The organism is Paenibacillus typhae (genome assembly GCF_900099765.1).
Lineage (GTDB): Bacteria > Bacillota > Bacilli > Paenibacillales > Paenibacillaceae > Paenibacillus_AQ > Paenibacillus_AQ typhae.
This window is the reverse complement of sequence record NZ_FNDX01000005.1, coordinates 80057-99702: the sequence shown is the minus strand read 5'-3', so window position 1 is coordinate 99702 and position 19646 is coordinate 80057. Positions and strand designations below refer to the sequence as shown.

The 19646-nt window shown below is 56.0% G+C and carries 15 protein-coding genes and 1 pseudogene; 7 read left to right on the top strand and 9 right to left on the bottom strand.

What is annotated here, in order from left to right:
* Positions 1–23: 23 nt before the first annotated feature.
* Positions 24–1013 carry a helix-turn-helix transcriptional regulator gene (locus BLR64_RS06295; protein WP_090713291.1) on the bottom strand — a complete coding sequence of 330 codons (990 nt, stop codon included), beginning with the start codon at positions 1011–1013 and terminating at the stop codon, positions 24–26.
* 115 nt (positions 1014–1128) lie between these two features.
* Here BLR64_RS06295 and BLR64_RS06290 point away from each other — a divergent pair, with 115 nt between their 5' ends.
* From BLR64_RS06290 to BLR64_RS06280, 3 genes are all read left to right on the top strand, one after another.
* On the top strand, positions 1129–1554 hold the full coding sequence (locus BLR64_RS06290) for a VOC family protein (RefSeq protein ID WP_090713289.1): 426 nt from the start codon (positions 1129–1131) through the stop codon (positions 1552–1554).
* Positions 1555–1688: 134 nt separating this feature from the next.
* Positions 1689–2282 carry an RNA polymerase sigma factor gene (locus BLR64_RS06285; RefSeq protein ID WP_090713287.1) on the top strand — a complete coding sequence of 198 codons (594 nt, stop codon included), beginning with the start codon at positions 1689–1691 and terminating at the stop codon, positions 2280–2282.
* An 82-nt stretch (positions 2283–2364) separates the two neighbouring features.
* Positions 2365–3165: a hypothetical protein gene (locus tag BLR64_RS06280; RefSeq protein ID WP_139171919.1), complete on the top strand. Its 801-nt coding sequence runs from the start codon at positions 2365–2367 to the stop codon at positions 3163–3165.
* Positions 3166–3194: 29 nt separating this feature from the next.
* On the opposite strand, the gene BLR64_RS06275 is transcribed toward BLR64_RS06280, so the two are convergent.
* From BLR64_RS06275 to BLR64_RS06250, 6 genes are all read right to left on the bottom strand, one after another.
* Positions 3195–4100 (bottom strand): DNA-3-methyladenine glycosylase family protein, encoded by a 906-nt coding sequence (locus BLR64_RS06275; protein ID WP_090713283.1) that lies wholly within the window; start codon positions 4098–4100, stop codon positions 3195–3197.
* Entirely contained in the window at positions 4081–4689 is a 609-nt protein-coding gene (locus BLR64_RS30980; protein WP_279615455.1) for a methylated-DNA--[protein]-cysteine S-methyltransferase, read from the bottom strand. The genes BLR64_RS06275 and BLR64_RS30980 overlap by 20 nt, the downstream gene beginning before the upstream one ends.
* Entirely contained in the window at positions 4670–5257 is a 588-nt protein-coding gene (locus BLR64_RS06265) for a bifunctional transcriptional activator/DNA repair enzyme AdaA (protein ID WP_090713281.1), read from the bottom strand. Before BLR64_RS06265 ends, BLR64_RS30980 begins: the two co-directional genes overlap by 20 nt.
* A gap of 233 nt (positions 5258–5490) precedes the next feature.
* A complete protein-coding gene (kdgT, locus tag BLR64_RS06260) occupies positions 5491–6495 on the bottom strand; it encodes a 2-keto-3-deoxygluconate transporter (RefSeq protein ID WP_090713442.1) in 1005 nt (334 codons plus the stop codon).
* A 52-nt stretch (positions 6496–6547) separates the two neighbouring features.
* Positions 6548–7510 (bottom strand): tripartite tricarboxylate transporter substrate binding protein, encoded by a 963-nt coding sequence (locus BLR64_RS06255; RefSeq protein WP_090713441.1) that lies wholly within the window; start codon positions 7508–7510, stop codon positions 6548–6550.
* A 182-nt stretch (positions 7511–7692) separates the two neighbouring features.
* A complete protein-coding gene (locus tag BLR64_RS06250) occupies positions 7693–10014 on the bottom strand; it encodes a helix-turn-helix domain-containing protein (RefSeq protein WP_090713279.1) in 2322 nt (773 codons plus the stop codon).
* 272 nt (positions 10015–10286) lie between these two features.
* Between BLR64_RS06250 and BLR64_RS06245 the strand changes: the two genes are divergently transcribed.
* From BLR64_RS06245 to BLR64_RS06235, 3 genes are all read left to right on the top strand, one after another.
* On the top strand, positions 10287–11912 hold the full coding sequence (locus tag BLR64_RS06245) for an SWIM zinc finger family protein (protein ID WP_090713277.1): 1626 nt from the start codon (positions 10287–10289) through the stop codon (positions 11910–11912).
* On the top strand, positions 11909–14902 hold the full coding sequence (locus tag BLR64_RS06240; protein WP_090713275.1) for a DEAD/DEAH box helicase: 2994 nt from the start codon (positions 11909–11911) through the stop codon (positions 14900–14902). Before BLR64_RS06245 ends, BLR64_RS06240 begins: the two co-directional genes overlap by 4 nt.
* A gap of 548 nt (positions 14903–15450) precedes the next feature.
* Positions 15451–15861, top strand: coding sequence for a hypothetical protein (locus tag BLR64_RS06235; protein WP_139171915.1), 411 nt, complete (start codon positions 15451–15453; stop codon positions 15859–15861).
* A gap of 24 nt (positions 15862–15885) precedes the next feature.
* On the opposite strand, the gene BLR64_RS06230 is transcribed toward BLR64_RS06235, so the two are convergent.
* Entirely contained in the window at positions 15886–16680 is a 795-nt protein-coding gene (locus BLR64_RS06230) for a hypothetical protein (RefSeq protein WP_090713270.1), read from the bottom strand.
* Between the two features lie 612 nt (positions 16681–17292).
* Here BLR64_RS06230 and hflX point away from each other — a divergent pair.
* Positions 17293–18561 carry a GTPase HflX gene (gene hflX / locus BLR64_RS06225; RefSeq protein WP_090713268.1) on the top strand — a complete coding sequence of 423 codons (1269 nt, stop codon included), beginning with the start codon at positions 17293–17295 and terminating at the stop codon, positions 18559–18561.
* 95 nt (positions 18562–18656) lie between these two features.
* On the opposite strand, the pseudogene BLR64_RS06220 reads toward hflX, so the two are convergent.
* Positions 18657–19646: pseudogene (locus BLR64_RS06220) on the bottom strand (collagen-like protein); the annotation flags it as partial.

Genomic DNA, 19646 nt, shown 5'->3' with positions numbered 1-19646 from the left:
GGCTTGCGGTCCGGTGCGGCCGCTCAGCTGTATTTTCGCAGCATCTCTTCCAGCATCGTCTTCAGCTCTTCCACCAGCTCAGGCGGCTCATGGACCATCGCCTCATTGCCCAGCCCGGTAAAAAACCGGGCGAAGAAGCGCATATCCTGCGCGGGCGCCTCTCCCTCCAGCCAGCCGGTGCCATCGGCACGGATATGCAGCAGCGAAGCGGACCACAGCTCCGCCTCGCAGGCCTGCACTCCTTCAGCTGTCAGCTCGGCGTATAGCCGGACTTTGTTCCGGCTTATTTGTGCTTTCGCCCCATCAGACTGTCCTCGCAGCTGCCCTTCTGCCGTATACTCATGCCTGTTCCCCAAGTGAACCCGGCGCAGATCAAGCGGCTCATAGCCTGAAGCCTCTTCCTCTACGGCATCAATCCGGTCACAGCGGAACACGCGGATGCCTCCGCGCAAAAAGCAATAGGCCGGACAGTACCACAGACCGTTGCTCGCATAAATGCCGACCGGCTGAACCGGACGCAGTCTGCGCTCTCCCCTTGACTCATAGCCGATAAGCAGCACCTTTTGATCAATGGCCGCTTCCAGCAGGACAGACAGGTAAGGGAATTCCGCCTGACGCGCCGGGGTTACGAAGTCAATCCGGTGCTTCATTTCATCTATCCGGTCCCGCACATCGCCGGGCATATAGTGATAAAATTTGCGCAATGCGGTGACAGACGCTTCTTTAAAGGGCAGATACTCATAATGGCGCAGGGCATGGCTGGCAAAAAAAATCGCCACCGCCTCCTCCTCCGTAAAAGCAATCGGCGGAAGAATCCGTTCATTCAGCACCTGGTAGCCCCCATGGGGCCCTACCTCGGAATACAGCGGAACACCCAGCTCGCCAAGCTCCTGCAGATCCCTGAGAATGGTCCGGGTGGACACGCCGAATTCATCGGCCAGCTCCCTGACGTTGAATTTCCGTTTGCGGTTGACCGTCATCATCAGGTCCAGCAGCCTTTTGGATTTGGACATGCATAATCTCCATTCCTATTTTTTTATTTGTGACAATAGTTGTCACTATCACAGCCTACAATAAGAGCATAGCCCGGATGGACGGGCAAATCTACCGCCGGAGGAGCGATTTATAATGTCTATAGAAGTAAATCCGTTTATTATGCTTGAAGGAACAGCACGGGAGGCGATTAACTTTTATCAGGAGAGTCTGGGTGCAAAGCTGCTTTTTATGCAGACTGTGGGGGAAGGCCCGCTTGATCACGATACGCCTCTGTCTGACGAAGACAAGGCGCGGATTGCCCATTCCGTGCTCCGCATCGGTGAAACCACAATGTTCGTAGCGGACCTGGAACCGGGACAGACGCGGCAGACCGGCAACGGGCTGAATCTCTGCATCTCCACCAGTGAGACGCAAACATCCGAGCAGCTGTATAACGTCCTGAAAGAAGGCGGACAGGTTGACATCGAACTGGGACCGGCGTATTTCAGCCCCGCTTACGGTATGGTGACCGACAAGTTCGGCGTTACCTTCCAGATTTTCACGAAGCGGCAACAGTAATCACCCTAGTAAAGCCCGTCAGCTGCTTTATAGCTGTACGGGCTTTTTTTCGCAAATTCAGATATGCTTTTCAGAAAAAATGTCACATTCCCGCTGCCTGCTCCGTTGTACAGATTGAAAGGAGGTGAACAGCCTTGGAAAACACTGAACTGCAGCGGACGATCGATGAGGTTCTGGCCGGGGATACCGGAAAATACGAAGGCATCGTGCTTGCTTATCAGAAACCGATTATCCTCTACTGCTATCACATGCTCGGCTCTTATCCGGAGGCCGAGGACAGCGCACAGGAGGTTTTTTTCAAAGCCTACCGCTCCCTGGACAAGTATAATCCCGAAGTGCCATTTGGAGCCTGGCTGTACAAAATCGCCTACAACCAGTGCATCGATGTGCTCCGCAAAAGGAAGCTGGGGAAGGCACTCAGGCTGTTTTATCAGGATGAGACGCAGCACAGGCCGGTAGACCAGCAGATTGAAGCCAAGTATCTGGACGAAAAGGTTCAGCGGGCTATGGCCAAGCTGTCGGCAGAGGAACGGAACCTGCTGATCCTGCGCTCGGTGGAGGAGATGAGCTATCAGGATATCAGCCTGATTCTGCAGCAGAACAGTGCCCGGCTGCGGAAGAAGTACGAACGCGCAGCGGAGAAGTTCCGCAAATACTATTCAAATGCGAAGGGAGAGGACCGCTATGCCGGTTTACAACGACAAGGAATTGAAAGACATCCTTCTTAAGGCCGCACCAGCAGAAATGGATGTGTCCGGCAGGGTGATGGAACGGTTATATGCCACTAAGCAGACAAAGGAGAGGTTCTTTATGAAATATAAAGTAGGCGTACTGGTTATGGCGGGACTGCTGCTGACGGCGTCCTCCGGATTTGCTGCAGTGCATTATCAGAGCCTGAAGAATAAAGACGGGGAGCTTACCTACCAGGTGAAACCGGCAGCAGAATTCCCTGTGCAGCAGGAGGAGGAAGCGGTTCAGCGGCTTGATTACACCCGGGAGCTTGGGGAGCAGCTGCTTCAGGAGGGTACGGCAGCCATTTTTTACGTCACTGCGCACAACCCGGAGGGGGTAACAGACACGCGGTCCAAGCCGGTGGTCTATCATGACTGGTCTGAACTGCAGGCCAAGCTGGCCGGACAGGAGATCGGACTTGCCAGTCAGCTTCCTGACGGCTACGCCTTCCACAGCGCTTCCGTCAGATATGAGCCGCTCAAGCCCGCTCCTGAAGAATCGGCAGCTATAACAGACAAGCTGCGCAAGCAGGCAGAAGAGTCGGGCAAGGGGTATGCCCTGCAGCCTGTCGGGTTATCAGACAATCTGCTTAATGTGAAGGCAGCTTACCGGCTGGGAAATGATGAAGTCATAGTAAGCATAAGCAAAACAGATGGGCCGGCCACAGCTTATGTGGATGAGCAGGTCGAGTTCACAGCCGAGAAACTGACCGCCGGAGGCATTGATTTGATCTACACCCGCTACAAAGGCGGCAACAGCCTGACCTGGACTGCTGAGGCACCGGATGGCGCAACCTATCAGTACCAGCTCGACGAGATGAGCGGACAGTTCTTCAGCAAGGAAGAGATGGTCCGGCTGGCGGAGCCGCTGCTGAAATAAGCGCCTGACCTGATTAGCAGGAGCTTGAATTAATAAAGCGCCCGCCACAAATAAAAGGTGGCATAGGCTTCCCAGCCCTTCCAGGGCACCGCCAGCTCCAGCAGCTCCGCAGGCGTAGGCTTGCGGTCCATGCCGGTCAGGAATTTGACCGCATTTTGCAGGCCGACATCGCCTGTGGGATAAGCGGTTGTATCGCGCAGGCAGCGCATCCGCACATACTGCGAGGTCCACGGGCCGATTCCCCGGAGCTTCAGCAGGCGCGCCTCCGCTTCCTCCGGCGAGGGCAGGGCCAGCAGCTCCTCCCGGCTCAGGCCGCCCCCGGCGATAAGGGCAGCAACCTCCAGCACCGTCCGCGCTTTATTCCGGGTCAGCTGCAGGCTGCACAGCTCCTCCTGGGTGACCTCCAGGAACACCTCCGGTGCGGGGAAATGATAATACGTGTGTCCTTCATATTCTAATGAAGTCCCGTATTCGGCAGTAAGCCGGTGCTTGAGCCTGTAGGCAAAGGCCAGATTGACCTGCTGGCCGAGAATGGCCCAGCACAGGGCCTCGAACAGATCGGGGATGCCGATAATCCGCAGCCCCCTTTCGCTCACAGCCAGCGGCTGCAGCAGCGGGTCACGGCCGGCAATCCCGTAGAACGGGGCCAGATCGCGGTCCAGATCAAACCACTCCACAATATAGCGGACCAGGCCAGCCGTGGCCTCCGCTCCAGGAACAGCCCCGCTCAGCAGTGTAACCTGCAGACGCGGAGGCTGTTCCGCCGCCGTTGTCAGACGCACCAAAAGCGGCTTCCCTTCCGGCATAAACAGCCGGTTAACCCCTTCATTGTCCGGGCGGAACAGGCACTCCAGCGGGGAACGGTTCATATAAGCCAGGCATGCATTCAAATCAAAATAATCCGGCAGCGGCAGCTCAAAAAGCAAATCGTTCATGTCCCTGCGCCCCCACATGCGTAATTCCCTCCAATGCCAGCAGCTCCTGCTTCAGCTTCAGCCCGCCCCGGTAGCCGGTCAGGGTACCGTTCGCACCTATGACCCGGTGACACGGGACAATAACCGGAACGGGGTTCTGCCCATTGGCTGCTCCGACCGCGCGGACTGCGAGCGGGCGGCCGATCTGCACAGCCAGCTCCTTATAGGTAGCAAGCTGCCCGTGCGGGATCTGCATCAGCCCTTTCCAGACCTCCTGCTGAAAGGCGGTTCCCCACAGATCAAGCGGCAGACTGCCGAAGCTGACAGCTTCACCCGCGAAATAGCGTTCAAGCAGACCCGTAACACCCATCTCCGCAAAAACGCCTGCATTCTCTTCAAGCTGTGCGGAAGGGGCATGCAGGTTAAGCCAGCCTGCCGGAAGCTGACCCTGATCCTGCTCATAGGAAACCCGGATCAACCCCTTGGCGCTCGCCCAAAGCGTCCATGCCCTGCCCCCAAGATTAACGGTATGATGATAGATTGTGACCGGCTGGGCCGCAGCCTTCCTCCGGTTCCCGGCCATTTCCGGTTTATTCGTGATTCTGCTCATGAGCCTTCCCTCCCTTAATCTGATTGCGGTACTCTGTTGGTGACAGACCGTTCTTGCGCGTGAACCAGGCGGCAAAATGCGAGGCGCCCTTAAAGCCCGCCGCCCTGCCGATCTCAGCAACCGGCATATCTGTGCGGGCCAGGAGCCCGCACGCTTTGTCCGACCGCAGCTGGTCCAGCCGCGCGGCCGGCGAGCAGCCGGCCACGCGCTTATACGTCCGCTGCAGATGGAACGGGCTGACTGCAAGTTCCTCAGCCAGCTTCGCCAGCGTCAGCTTCTCAGCCAGCCGGGCCTCCATAACGGCATCCGCCCGGGCGGCCAGCACCGCATCCGGGCGGAGTGTGCCGCCCTCCTCGGGCCGGCACCGCTTGCACGGGCGGAAGCCCGCCCGGACCGCTTTTTCCAAAGACGTATAAAACTCCACATTCTCCGCCTTGGGCGTCCTGGCCCGGCAGGACGGGCGGCAGACGATACGTGTCGTACGCACTGCCGTATAATAAATGCCGTCATAGGTCGGCTCTCGGTTCACTACTGAAGCATAAATACGCTCAAACAATGCCTGCTCCATAATCACATCACCTCATACCGCCAGTATAAACGATTGGCCCCGGCTTATGCAGGTTTCCGGAACAGGAGAGCAAGATTACGACAGCGCAGGCTGAAACGGCTGTACAGTATTTAACAGGGTCGTAACCGTACGCAAAAAGAACCCTCCGCATCACGCCATGATGCGTACGGAGGGTTGTTCAGCAAATAGATCTATTTTATAAACTATATTACTAACGTTGTTATGAGAATTATTTAAACAGCAGCTTTTGGTGCTCCAACATCAGAAGGCCCCTCTGACACCGGCGGTTTCTTCTTTTTCATATAATCGGAATAGTAAGCCGTAATGATTGGAACCAGAATGGAGGTCACAATAACGGATGCGGCTACCAGCGCTGTTGCGGTTTCAGCCGCAGGCAGGAATTCCGGCTTGAGGTTGGCCACCAGCATAGGATTCGCGACAGCTGCTCCGGCGGTGCTGGATGCGGCCAGTCCTGCAGTACCATTACCCCCGCCGATGTACTTGTCGGCAAAGATCAGCGGAATACCGGTAATCACAATAACAGCGAAACCAAGCAGAATACCCAGCAGACCTGTATCCAGAATGACGCCAAGGTCAATCGAGCTGCCGAGTGCGAAGCCAAAGAACGGAATGAGGGTCTGTGTTGCTTTTCCGAAATAAGCGCGCAGGTCGTGGTCAAGGTTACCCAGCAGGAAGCCGACCAGGAACGGAAGCACAGCGCCTACGAATACATGCGGTTCAAACACAGCTACACCGGTACTGCCGAGAATCAGCATGGTTACGAGCGGGCCGGATTCCAGGGACATCAGCACGAACGCGCCGGATTCCTCTTTGGTGCCGTACTGCTGCATAATGGAGGCATACAAGCCGCCGTTGGTCATATCCATTGCCGAGATGATAGCAAGCACTGACAAGCCGGCGAAGAAGCCGTTCTTCACGCCGCCTTCAGGCAGGAACTGGATGGCAATGATGGCCACAACCCAGGCTACGGCTATTTTGGTCAATACCAGTGTTCCGGATTTGCGCAGTACCGTTCCAGTCGCCCGCACGTCAATCGCTGCGCCCATGCAGAAGAACCATACAGCAAGAATAGGCACCGTACCGGTCATAAGCCCCTTGGTGAAACCGCCGAAATATTCGCCCGCATTAGGGAAAGCTGTGTGGATAATCGCCCCCAGGAACAGCGGTACCAGCATCATGCCGCCGGGGATCCGGTCGAGCGTCTTTTTAATTTTCATAGTCATTAATCATACCTTTCATCTTATGGTGTTGCCCGGCCGCACCTTCATCTCAGTTACGGCTCAGTCCAAGCTCCGGAATCATCCGTGAGAATAAATCATCGCTTTCCTTGAGCTGCCGCGAGAACGCCTTACCGTCCTTAACCAGCAGTCCAAGCCCGTTCATTGTCATAGCTTCGCGAAAGTTACGGTCTTCCGTCCCTTTAATAAAGGCCTCTGCCAGCAGCTCCGAAATGGCATCCGGCGTATCCTTAGGTACTGCAAGCCCTCTCCATGTACCGGTAAAGTTCACATGTATTCCGGTCTGTTCCTCCAGTGTGGGCACATCAGGCAGCGCTTCTGAGCGCTTGTCGGCATTGATTGCCAGTGTCCGCAGCTTTCCTTCATCCACAACCTTCTTCACCTCGGCCGGACTTACAGGTACCGCATCGACAAAGCCGTCCATCAAAGCAGAGACAGCCGGCCCCGCACCTTCAAAGGGGATATGGGCGAACTTCACACCTGTTTCCCGTTCCAATGTTACGGCAGCTAAATGCCATATGCTCCCCGTTCCTGCGTTTCCCATTTTCAATTCGCCTGGATGCGCTTTCGCAAAGTCGAGAAATTCATTCACAGTTTGCCATGGCGCTTCGGCTCTTACGGTAATGGCGGAAGGATCAAAATTCGTCTGGGCGATCGGTTTAAACTTCTCATAAGTAATGGGCAGCAGTCCCAGATGCGGCAGAATTGTCAGCTCCGCCGGCAAAAAAGTGACCGTGTAGCCGTCAGCCTTAGCATTCGCACCTTCCATCAGTCCGACGGAACCTCCGCCGCCTGTCCGGTTGAGTACGATTACCGGCTGTCCGAGCACCTTCTCCGCAGCTTTAGCCAAAGCCCGTGCGGTTGTATCTGTTCCTCCGCCGGCGGCATAAGGTACGATCAGTGTGATCGGTTTATCGGGAAAATCGGCGCTGACGCCGTTGTCGCCCCGGTATCCGGTTATGCGGGCTCCAATAAAGAGAAGTGCAGCTATCATAACTGCTGCTATTCCTAACGCGATCTTTGTTGTCCGTTTCAACGGCTATCCCTCTTTCTTAGTCTGTATACAGTGCTCCACCCCCTGAATATTTTACACATCAGCCGCAGCGTGCGGGGATGTGAAAGTTTTCTCAAACAGAACTTTAAAGCATTCAGAGGGTATGCAGCAATCGTATTATCTTATTTTGAATCGTCAGAAACGCCGGAACTATGCGGTTTTGGCAGATCTGCATATTGATTGGAAGATTTGCTGTTCTCCCGGAACTTGCCCGGTGTAATGGATTTGCTCTTCCGGAAGACCCGGATAAAGCTGTTCTCATTCTGATAGCCGACAAGCTGTGCAATCTCAGCCACCTTCAGGGTGCTGCCCTGCAGCAGTTCACAGGCTTTTTCGATTCTGAGGTTGGTCAAATAGTCATACAGGGTCGTTCCGGTCTCTTCCTTGAAGAGGTTGCTGACCGAGGAGACCCCCAGATTGACATGGGCTGCGATATCCTGCAGGCCAATATTATGCTGCAAATGCTCCTCCATATAAGCAATCAGCTGCTGGACCAGTACATACTCCTTGGACTGCCGGTGCACTTCCAGTGCATGCGCCATCTGCTCAATGATACGGCACAGCATCTCTTCAATATCCGTCAAATCGAGTGTAGATACCTGGTGAATGGTATAGTCAGCCAGCTCCGGAGGCAAAACATGTCCTCCTACGGCGGCAATGCGGATAATTTCCTCCAGCAGATCATCCAGCATGCGGATCATTTTTTGCGGCTGAAGACCTCTCTTGCGTACATCTGCCGCCCATCTGTGCACCCGCTGGCGCCCGGTAGCGGCGTCTGAGCTTTTGAGGGCCTGCAGCACCTCCTGCTGCCAGGTGTCATCAGCTGCTGTGCTGCTCTCATCAAGCTTGTTCTCCAGCGCGGAGTAGAGGCGGACACGCCCGTATCCGTCGTACAGACGGTAGGATAAAGCGACCTCTGCCTCCGTATAGGAGCGGGCAGCCTGACCAATCAGCGCTGCCTGCGAACCGATTCCGGCAGACACGGATATTCCCAGTACATCGGACACAATGCCAACCAGCTTCAGGGTATCTTCGTACAGACTCCGCACATTCTCCCCTTCCGCGGACTGAAGCAGCAGAACCAGGCTATCCTTACGCGGTGATGCCGTAACCGTCCGCCAGGATGAACTGAAGAATTCAGATACCATATTGTTCATCGCATACTTGAGCAGCTGCTGGTCTTCCTCTGTATAGGCAGCCACCCACTGTGAATGGCGGTCGATGGAAATGACCAGCAGCTCAAAAGGCCCCTCCTTCCAGCCGGCAAAATAATGCTCCCATTTCGTCGCTGTCTCCTGCTTGCCCATATTCCGGGTAATCAGATCGCCGAGGAATTTGGAGCGCAGCTCCGGGAGGCTCCAGTCAGCTACAAGCGATTTGCTCCGGAACTCGCCGACCAGCTTGCTGATGACCGGTTCCAGATCATAGAGATTGCCGTGTCCCGCCCCTTTTTGCTCCGGGCTAAGCAGCCTGTTAATCCGTTTGAGCGGCCGAAAGGCGGCAAAATTATAATAGTAGATCGCAGACCAGCCGACGGCTATCGAGATCAGCGACAGCATCAGCATCATATTGCGGGCAGTCGTTACATTCTTCAGCAGCTGCTCCATCGGAACCAGCGAAACAAGGCGCCAGCCGGTGACATTGGAGAAGGCCTGGTTGGCCATATAAGCCTGGCCGTTTATTTTGACATGGGCAAACGGGCTTACATCAATCTCCGTCAGCACATCCTTCATCTCCTCCAGCGGTACAGGCAGATTGATCTTGGGATAGATCAGCTCCCCCTCCAGATTGTATACAAACTGGTAGCTGGATAAATGGGTGTACATTTTGGAGAAAAGCGTATCGTAATCGAGGTCAATGAGCACCGCCCCGGTAACATTCCCGCCCCGGACAACCGGACGGGCCAGGGAGAGCAGCTCCGTATTGCTCAGCTGTGTATCGGAACCGGTGTAGAGTCTTCTTTTTATCAGAAGCGGCTTCTCCTTAATTTCCTCCAGCCATCCGCTCCAGTCGTGCTCCGGCGCTTCCTCCCAGCCAGATTTGTAGCCATACCGGCTTGATACTACAGAGTGCTCCTGAAAATTAATGACGCTGATTGCATGAATGTCCGGCTCCGACACCAGCGCCTTCAGCACATTCTGCGGCTGCGCGGCCGCTTCCGCCGCATGATCCGCATCTGCAGACAGGAACGCCAGCACAGCCGGATTAAAGGAGAGGTCGACCGCTTTGTTGTCAGCCTCCCGGAACGCCCGGTTCGTCACATCCACATTAATCTGCAGCAGCTCGACGTTCGGCGTGTTCAGCTCCGTATCAAGCGCCTGGCGGTATTCCCGGTAGGAGAACAAGCCGATCAGTGTAATACAAAGTGAGACACTTATGGTAAGAAACAGAATCAGCCGGTTCTGTTTGTTGTTCAGCAGGTACTTCAGTTTGAATCGCAGCATGGTTACAGCTTCATCCTTCCGCTAGTTCTCTTAAGTTTCAGAACCTTAGAGTAGCATGGATGGTCCTGCTGCAATATGGGGCATGTCATATCCGGTGTCTTTTTTTAAAATTTAAATTAAATTGTCATAGATTCGCTTTAATTATTGAAAAATATACATATTGGCGCTCCGTAAAAGGCACGTGAAAGATAACAGGCAACTCTCGCACAGATGGTATAATGGGGGAACAGATCTTTGAACAACACATTTTTGCTTACAGGAGACCGATTGTGATGCAGCCAAATTATGTTCTGGATGAGGCCGAATGGGAGAAGCTTATTTCAGATGCAGCCCATTATTTCGATGATTTGACCCTGAAGCGGGGGTTTCAATATTTCAAGCAAAAGCGCGTTCAGACCTTCTCGATCAGCGAACCCCGCAAGATGCGCGCGCTGGTTGAGGACGGACAGGACTTCAGCGTTTATATCAATCTGGACAAATTCTCCGGCAGCTATTGCGATTGTGCCGCAGACGGGCTGTGCAAGCATATCGCCGCGGTGCTGATGCACTATGCAAATGCCCAGGGACGGTCGGTTGCGCTCCTTGCGAATGCCAAAGCAACAGCCAACCGGCCCAAGGCGGCAGCCGATCCGGAAGAGAAAGGGAGCCGCAGCGCCCTGCTGAAGAAGCTCAGCGGGCTGATTCCCGAAGCGACCATAGCCCAGTGGCATGAGTATATGCAGCTGCTTGCGGCACCGCTGGATCATACGGTGCGCAATCCCCAGTATGCAAGCCGGGCGATGTCTGCCATTCATGAAGCCCAGCCGCCGCTCTCACCCGCTGCCGGCAGGCTGTTCAGGCTGCATTCCCATCTATTTATTCTGGAGAAGCTGCTGCAGCCTGTCCTGCCCGGAGCGGCCAACGCCGGCCTGGGCTATTCACTCGGCTATTACACGGCCATTGCCGTTTCCGAGCTGCAGACGGACATCACCGGGCTGATGCAGCAGCCGCTGCCGCTTCAGGCAGAGCCCGGAGAATGGCCGAGGGTGCTGGAGACCTTATCTTATCTGCGCAGGAAGATGCTGGAGGAGGGGCGGGACCGTTCGCGGGAGCAGCCTTATTTTTCGGCCTGCTATGACCTCTTGTGGAGACGCTGGCTCTCCCCTAATGCGGACAGTACGGTTCTTTACCTGGATGAGCTGGAGGCACTGCGCCAGACGGAGGGAGAGCTTACGGCCCCGCAATCCCAGCAGGCACTGCTGCTGGCAGAGAGCCGGATGTATTTCCTGCTGGGCGATGACCGGGCGGCATGGGAGCTGCTCCGCAAGGCCTCCGGACGGCCCGGCATTCACCCTGACGAGCTGCTCAGCTTCCTCGCCCCGTTGAGTGCAGACGGGCAGTGGTCACGCCTTGCGGCCTGGCTCGCCGAGACCGGCCCGCTGCTGACAAGCCGGTTATATAACCTGGGCGATTACGCCCGGCACTGGATGGATGCAGTGCGGCATGTACCGGAGACGGAGCCGCTCATGTGGGATACCCTGGCCGCCATGCTGCCCCTCTCGCGGGAAATCTACGAGGAGCTGCTGCTGCAGCACGGCAGGTACCAGGAATGGATGGATTACCAGCTCGCCTCCGGCAAGACGCCGGCCGACTTCCGCGTCAGCGATCTCCAGCCGCTGGAGAAGAACGCGCCGGAGCTGCTGCTGCCCTTCTATCACCAGGCTGTGGAGCGGTTCGTCCTGGAGAAGAACCGGCACAGCTATAAATCCGCTGTCAAGCTGATCAAGCGACTGGCCAAGCTATATAAAAAACTGAAGCGCGACGAACGCTGGGAGGCATTTCTGGAGGCCTTCACCTCCCGGAACAGCCGGCTACGCGCCTTGCAGGAAGAGCTGCGGAAAGGAAAACTGATCCCATGAGCAAGCATATACAGAATATTACAGTCCAGCTTGCCTTGACCCGGTACGGCGATGCGCTGATTTACGCCGTTGACGGCAGGAATGAATATGTTCCAGGCGTCCAGCTGAAGCAGATGCTGTTCGCCTGGCATGAGGCCTCCTTCTATGGCACAGAGCTGACCCTCCAAAATGCAGACGGCGTGGATCTGGTTGTCCTGCCTGCCGAGCAGGTGGTTCCGTTCTTCGCTGAACTGCAGCTGCTCACGCATGTCGGCTGGAGCTGGCAGGGCGATGCCGCCCTGCTGACCGAGCTGGCTCCGGCCGTATCCGGGCTGCTGGCGGAGAAGCGGTATGTACCCGACTTCGCCGCACACCGCGAGGGCCAGCTGCAGTGGAGCTGGGACCAGCAGGCGCTGCAGCTGCTGGCCGAGGACAACGGCGAGCTCGCTGCAGCGCTGCAGGGGCTGGCCGGACGGCCGGCTCTTGCGGCAGGTCTTGGCGCCGCCTTCTCGGCAGCGGTCTTCCAGCGCTATTACGGCACGGAGACCGAAGCCGGCGACCTGCGCAGCGAATTCCCGCTGCTGTTCAGTGCAGGCGGCGCAGCCGCCCTTGGCCTGGACGAGGAGAGCTGGCTGATGTCGATCGGCTGGAAGGCCGACACCGCGCCGTTCCGGCCGGCGCTGCAGCTGCTCGAGCCGGATGAGGAGTCGCCTTACTGGCGGCTCCGGCTGCTGCTTCAGGACAAGCGCGATGAAACCGCGCTTGTGCCGCTGCGGCTCACCACGGACGGTGAGCCGCACGGCCTGTGGCCCGCTCCGTGGGACGCCCACGTCCGCGAGCGGGCGCCCGGATGGCTCTCGCGGCTGCGCGAGAGCCTGCCCGGCGGGCACATCGGCCACGGGGACGATGTGCTGGGGGAACCGCTCAGCGATGAGCTCGCGTGGCGGTTCCTGAACCAGGACAGCCGGCTGCTGCTGGAAGCCGGCTGGCAGGTGCTGCTGCCGGCGTGGTGGGAGGCCGCCAGCCGCCGGAAGCCGCGGCTGCGCGCCCGGGTCAGCTCCGGCGAAGACAGCCGCGGCGGCGGCAGGTCGCTGTTCGGGCTGGATGCGCTGGTCGACTTCGACTGGCGCATCTCGATCGGCGACGCCGACCTCTCGGAGGCGGAGTTCGCCGAGCTGGTCGCCCGCGGCGAACGGCTCGTGCAGTTCCGGGGCAAGTGGATCCCGCTTGACCCCGCCCTGCTGGCCCAGATTCAGCGGGCCATGGCCGGGATGGACAAGTCGCACGGCTTGTCCTTCCAGGATGTGCTGCAGCTGCACCTGCTGGGCAGCGGCGATGAGGGCGACGATGCGGAGGCCGCGGCGGAGCAGGCCGGACAGCAGGCAGCGCGCGTGCAGCTGGAGGTGGAGCTGAACGAGCAGCTGGTTCAGCTGATTGGACAGCTCGGCCAGCGGGCCGAGTGGCCGAGGCCGGCTGTGCCGGCCGGGCTGCAGGCGGAGCTGCGCAGCTACCAGCACGAAGGCTTCGCCTGGCTGGCCTTCCTCCGCCGCTTCGGCCTCGGCGCTGTCCTGGCCGACGACATGGGCCTCGGCAAAACCGTGCAGCTGATCTCCTATCTGCTGCACATGAAGGAGGCCGGCCCGGAGGCGGGCGGGCCGCAGACCGATCCGCCCGGCTGGCCGGCGCTGATCATCTGCCCGACCTCCGTGCTCGGCAACTGGCAGAAGGAGCTGCAGCGCTTCGCTCCTTCACTGAACGTCATGCTGCACTACGGCGGCAGACGGCTGAACGCCGGATATTTCTACGGCGTGGCATCCCAGGCCGACGTGGTCCTGACCTCGTATGCTACGGCAGCACTTGATCAGGAGCTGCTCCAGCAGTTCACCTGGGCTGCCGTCTGTCTCGATGAGGCGCAGAATATCAAAAACGCCGGGACCAAGCAGTCCGCTGCCGTGCGCAGCTTCCCGGCGCTGCACCGGATTGCCCTTACCGGCACGCCGATTGAGAACCGGCTGTCCGAGCTGTGGTCGATCTACGACTTCATCACACCGGGATACCTGGGCACGGCCAAGTCCTTTCAGGACCGGTTCGCGAATGCGATTGAGAAGGAGCGGAATCCCGAGCGGACGGCCGATCTCCAGAAGCTGGTGAAGCCGTTCATGCTGCGCCGCAAAAAGAAGGACCCGAGCATCCAGCTGGATCTGCCGGACAAAAACGAAATGAAGACCTATGTCAATCTCACAGCAGAGCAGGCGGCGCTTTATGACCAGAACGTGACCGGACTGCTGGAGAAAATGAACAAGCTGGAAGGGATCGAGCGCAAGGGTGCCATTCTTGCTGCACTGACCAGCCTCAAGCAGCTCTGCGATCATCCGGTGCTGCTGACGAAGGAAGCCCTTCCGGAGTCAGGGGATGGACTGGATGCCGCCACCCTGATCGAGCGCTCCTCCAAGCTGGAACGGCTGCTCGCGATGGTGCGGGAGCTGCGTGAAGAGAATGAGCGCTGCCTGATCTTTACCCAATATGTCGGCATGGGCCAGATGCTCCAGTCCGTGCTTCAGCAGGAGCTGAAGGAGCCGGTGCTGTACTTAAACGGCAGTACCTCCAAGCAGGCCCGCGACCGCATGATTGAGCAGTTTCAGACTCCGGCTCTGCCGGACGGAGCTCCCCCTGCTGCGGATCAGCCGAATGTATTCATTCTTTCACTCAAGGCGGGCGGGGTAGGCCTCAATCTGACGGCAGCCAATCACGTGTTCCACTTCGACCGCTGGTGGAATCCGGCCGTAGAGAATCAGGCCACAGACCGCGCCTACCGGATGGGCCAGACCAAGGATGTACAGGTGCATAAATTCATCTCACTTGGCACACTAGAGGAGCGCATTGACGAGATGCTGGAGAGCAAGCAGCAGCTCAGCGATGATGTCATCTCCGGCTCCGAGAACTGGATTACCGAGCTGAACAATGATGCGCTGAAGGATTTGTTCACGCTGCGGCGGGAATGGGTGAGCTGATTGTTTTGCAGAAGTGCCCGGCTGCAGATGCTCTTGATGCATAACAGAAGTCTTTTTAACAGGCCATCCTACCCCGTCACCGCCACACTAAACCGGATAGCTGCATTTTATACACTTAAAAACAGCCACAACAAGCACCGGGGGGCATATAAATGTAGTTTGTGCAATTAAATCTGTCTGGAATGACTGAAACAGCCCTTTTCCGGCTTTTTAATTGCATGAAATACAGTTAAGCAGACATCAGAGAGGAAAATCGGTGCTTTAGTTGTATATAGTGCAGTTAAGCCTGATGGTTGCTAATGAATCAGCAGCGCACGTAACAGCGTAAGCCCGAATATTTCAAAAAAGACGGTCCAGGACGGGCCGTCTTTTTCATTTCCGCAGTGTATAATATTGGAATTGGAATTAAATAGTTTCCCGGGAAATGAGGAGCTAAAATGCGGCTGAATACATTTATCCTTAATGCACTCGTAATTGTATGTTTAATAATAATCTCCGCCTGTTTAAATCAGGAACCTGCTGCTCTTAGCAACAATGTGACCGAGGCAGTGAGCCTAGCCAATTCCTACAAAAGGGCTGAACTAGAAGCTGATCTTCCGGCTGCGCCGGAAGAAATCACAGTACAGGAGCAGGCAAAAAGAGACAAGATCCGCAGCCTGACTACAGCAGCATTTTTCGATGCGCCGGGAAACAGCAAGGGATATTCTCCGGCCCCCAGACTCTCTTTTCTTAAACAGCACAATCTCCGGATCACCTTCATAAGCTTTACACAAATAAATATTTCGGAAGCATCTGTCGAGCTTACCTATACCGGCACTCTCCGCTTCGGAAACACCGCATCAGATAAACTGACCCTGGAAGGCACTATCCAGCTTATAAAAACCAGAGGCACATGGAAAGTAGACAACGACACCTACAATGCCGCAGACATCTCCGGCTTACTGAATCATCCTTCTTGAAGTGTACATGTACTATACAACTCCTCACCACTGCTCTGACATTCTAAACGTAGCAGCCACATTGTCCTCACCGGCAAGCGAGCTGATGACAAGCGTTATAGGCTCTTCCTGCAGATCGTAGAGCAGCAGCTGGCCCAGCAGATTCACCGAAACATTCTGATAAGCACCGGAAATGCCCGACCCGAGCCCCTGTGTAATCACCCTCCCGCCCGTTACTGCCGTACAGGTATAATTGACCTGCAGTGCAGTTCCTGCTGCAGGAATTGCGGTGGTCGGGGTCGGGAAATTGACAAAGCTGCCGTTGACCGTACCGCCTGCCACCAGCTGGTAACGGATCGGTGTAGAGGCGAGGATCTCCAGGCTTTCCGCTCTTAGCTCAGCTGCAACCGCCTCAGGTATTGCAATGATCCCGCTCCTGCGGAAACTGATTGCAGCAAAATCAGTGGCCGTCAGTGAGATATTGTCACGAAACTCGGAGGTGATCCGGCTTACCGCAGTCCGCGTCAGCTCAACCGGATAATAGGTGCCCGCGCTGTCGATCAGAAAAATCTGAACATGTACATTCTCCTGGGAATACACCAGATTAAACTGAAAAAAATCCTGCACAATATTATAGGTTCTGCTGATAACTTCCTCATAATCCAGTTCAAACAACTCCTGAACGAACAGCGTGCCCGGGCTCACATCATTGTTCAGGCCTGTCAAATAAACTACGGCTCTGGATGTACCGTTGTTGACTATTTTGATAACGGCCTGGCTTATCGGACCCAGACCGGATATGGGATTGCTTGTCAGCGTATTCGAAGTTAATACAGGCATTCCGCTTTCCTCCTCTCCAGGTAACCTCAGATTCTATATACTATGCATACAAGTCTAGAAGTTTCTGGATTAGTCCTATATCCATAAGTCTGTTTGCCAAAAAATGACGGATATGCTAAGCTTAATTCAACTTTTAGGAACGGAGGGTTGCAAATGAATGTGATAGATTTTATCCGGATTCGTACTTTGCGCGGCTAATCAGATATGAATAGCGCTAAAGTTCTGCCCATGTGCAGAGGTCTCAGGATAGGTCTATCCATTTTTAAAGGCAACCCATAATGTATGCAGGCTGACCGTTGTTACGGCCGGAAGCAGCCTGCGCCTTTAGAAATTGCATCTCTATAGCTTTTGATCCACCCGGTCCGTCATAACGGAAATACTGTTTTATTTACTGTTTACAGGCACCGGGTTCTCCTGATCATTCCAGCTGTAGAGCGTACCTGCTGGCAGGTAACGTGCGTACGCGGCATGTTACCTCTGGTCTATTCTGTTACCTCAATTACAAGCACAGGCAGATAACGCCTGTGCTTTTTCATGTCGGTTAGACCGCAGCCTACCTGTCCTTCGCCTGTCTTTACTCTATTTTTAAAATCTCAGGAGGTTGTTCACCATATGGAAACCACTCAACAGCAAGCGATTATTGTCGGGATACAGCTGCAGAATGATACAAACTTTGCTTATTCCATGGAGGAGCTGCGCAATCTGGCCGCTGCCTGCAATATTACCGTCATTGGCGAATTGAGCCAAAAGTCCAGCCGTATTAACCCTTCCCACTATCTGGGTACCGGTAAAATCCAGGAGCTGGCCGCGATGGTGCAGGATGAGGACACCGTTATTATTTTTAACGATGAGCTGACGCCTTCCCAAATCCGGAATCTGGAGTCATCGCTTGACCGCCAGGTTATTGACCGGACCATTCTGATCCTCAATATCTTTGCCGACCGGGCCAAAACGAAAGAGGCACAGCTGCAGGTTGAAGTTGCCCGGCTGCAGTATATGCTCCCCCGGCTGACGGGCATGCGCGAATCATTAGGCCGCCAGGGCGGCGGATCGGGCCTGAAGAACAGAGGTGCCGGTGAAACGAAGCTGGAGCTCGACCGCAGAAGAATTGAGGAACGGATTACCGCACTGCAGACGGAGCTGCAGGCTCAGGTTGAACGGCGTCAGATCCAGCGGAAACAGCGCCATAAAAATGAGGTGCCGGTGGTCTGTCTCGTCGGCTATACCAATGCGGGCAAGTCCAGCCTGCTGAATGCTATGGTTGAGACTTATCATCCCGGCTCCAATAAACAGGTATTTGCCAAAAATATGCTGTTTGCCACTCTCGAAACTTCGGTGCGCAGCATCAGGCTGCCTGACCACAAAACCTTCCTGCTAACCGATACGGTAGGCTTTGTCAGCCAGCTGCCCCATCATCTGGTCAAAGCGTTCCGCTCTACCCTGGAGGAGGTGACCGAAGCTGACCTGCTGATTCATGTCGTAGACGCCTCAGATCCGCAGCATGAGCAGCATATGGCTGTCACCACCGAAACGCTGAAGGCGCTGGGGGCTGACGGCATCCCTACCGTGTATGCCTACAACAAGGCAGATCTGACCGGGCGTGCATATCCGGCTGTTGAAGGCGACTCGGTCACTTTGTCCGCTAAACAGAGCAGAGGGATTGCCGAGCTTACGGGACTGATTCGCTCACAGGTATTCAATGATTACATTCAGTGCGAAATTCTGATTCCGTATGACCGCGGCAGCATCGTCTCTTATTTCAATGAACATGCCCATGTCCAGGAGATCAGCTACGGGGAGCAGGGAACAAAGCTGGCGCTGGAATGCCGGGCTGCCGACTATGAGCGGTTCCGCGGGGATTTTGTAGAGCTTTCAAACTAACCCTATCACGCTAAAAGTGTAAAAGAGCCGGCCCCGGGATTGCTCCCGGGAACCAGCTCTTTTTGCTATTCGGCTGTTGTCGGACATGCTGGACATTAAGTCAGCCGGACAACAGACCAGACAATACCCAAGGAGTCGCCGCCCAGATCAAGCGGAACCGTCAGGCCGTCCGCCTCATAGAACAGTCCGATTACATCGCCGGCGTTCAGCAAAAAGTCACCCGTCAGTGTAACCGTGCCATTGCCCAGAATGGTTCTAAGTGTTAAAACAAGGGCTACGTTGACATTAAGCAGCGGGAACAGTCCGCTTACAAGGTCGGTTGTGGTCGGAGAGGTTCTCCGGATAACAAATGCCGGATTCGTGCCTGCGCCTAAAGATATTGTGATAGCCGCAGTCGTTGCATAGTTGATGGTTGCCTCAAAAGAGTACCGGCCGGTTACAGGAACGGTATAGTTACCCGTCACCTCATCGAAGGTGGCACTGTCATAATAAGGTGTCGTTACAGTCCAGCCTGTAAGCTGAGTACTTGCGGCTGCAGAGATTGTAGGCAAAAATGCCGAGAATCCTTCCGTGGCCACACCTGCTCCCGTGGCTCCGGTTACCCCGGTAACGCCTGTTGCTCCTGTCTCTCCGGTTGCACCGGTTGCACCAGTTGCTCCAGTTACACCAGTCGCGCCTGTTAACCCGGTTGCCCCTGTCTCTCCGGTCGCGCCGGTTACACCAGTCGCACCTGTTAACCCGGTTGCCCCTGTCTCTCCGGTCGCGCCCGTTACACCAGTCGTTCCTGTCAACCCGGTTGCTCCTGTCTCTCCAGTCGCACCCGTTACACCAGTCGCTCCTGTCAACCCGGTTGCCCCTGTCTCTCCGGTCGCGCCCGTTACACCAGTCGCTCCTGTCAACCCGGTTGCTCCTGTCTCTCCAGTCGCACCCGTTACACCAGTCGCTCCTGTCAACCCGGTTGCCCCTGTCTCTCCGGTCGCGCCGGTTACTCCAGTCGCACCTGTCAACCCGGTTGCTCCTGTCTCTCCGGTCGCACCCGTCACACCAGTCGCACCGGTTGCCCCTGTCTCTCCGGTCGCTCCTGT

Bases quoted from the DNA above. Each gene is read 5' to 3' on its own strand.
- BLR64_RS06295 (WP_090713291.1), bottom strand. From the start codon at position 1,013: ATGTCCAAATCCAAAAGGCTGCTGGACCTGATGATGACGGTCAACCGC.
- BLR64_RS06290 (WP_090713289.1), top strand. From the start codon at position 1,129: ATGTCTATAGAAGTAAATCCGTTTATTATGCTTGAAGGAACAGCACGG.
- BLR64_RS06280 (WP_139171919.1), top strand. From the start codon at position 2,365: ATGAAATATAAAGTAGGCGTACTGGTTATGGCGGGACTGCTGCTGACG.
- BLR64_RS06275 (WP_090713283.1), bottom strand. From the start codon at position 4,100: ATGAACGATTTGCTTTTTGAGCTGCCGCTGCCGGATTATTTTGATTTG.
- BLR64_RS30980 (WP_279615455.1), bottom strand. From the start codon at position 4,689: ATGAGCAGAATCACGAATAAACCGGAAATGGCCGGGAACCGGAGGAAG.
- BLR64_RS06265 (WP_090713281.1), bottom strand. From the start codon at position 5,257: ATGGAGCAGGCATTGTTTGAGCGTATTTATGCTTCAGTAGTGAACCGA.
- kdgT (WP_090713442.1), bottom strand. From the start codon at position 6,495: ATGAAAATTAAAAAGACGCTCGACCGGATCCCCGGCGGCATGATGCTG.
- BLR64_RS06255 (WP_090713441.1), bottom strand. From the start codon at position 7,510: ATGATAGCTGCACTTCTCTTTATTGGAGCCCGCATAACCGGATACCGG.
- BLR64_RS06250 (WP_090713279.1), bottom strand. From the start codon at position 10,014: ATGCTGCGATTCAAACTGAAGTACCTGCTGAACAACAAACAGAACCGG.
- BLR64_RS06245 (WP_090713277.1), top strand. From the start codon at position 10,287: ATGCAGCCAAATTATGTTCTGGATGAGGCCGAATGGGAGAAGCTTATT.
- BLR64_RS06240 (WP_090713275.1), top strand. From the start codon at position 11,909: ATGAGCAAGCATATACAGAATATTACAGTCCAGCTTGCCTTGACCCGG.
- BLR64_RS06230 (WP_090713270.1), bottom strand. From the start codon at position 16,680: ATGCCTGTATTAACTTCGAATACGCTGACAAGCAATCCCATATCCGGT.
- hflX (WP_090713268.1), top strand. From the start codon at position 17,293: ATGGAAACCACTCAACAGCAAGCGATTATTGTCGGGATACAGCTGCAG.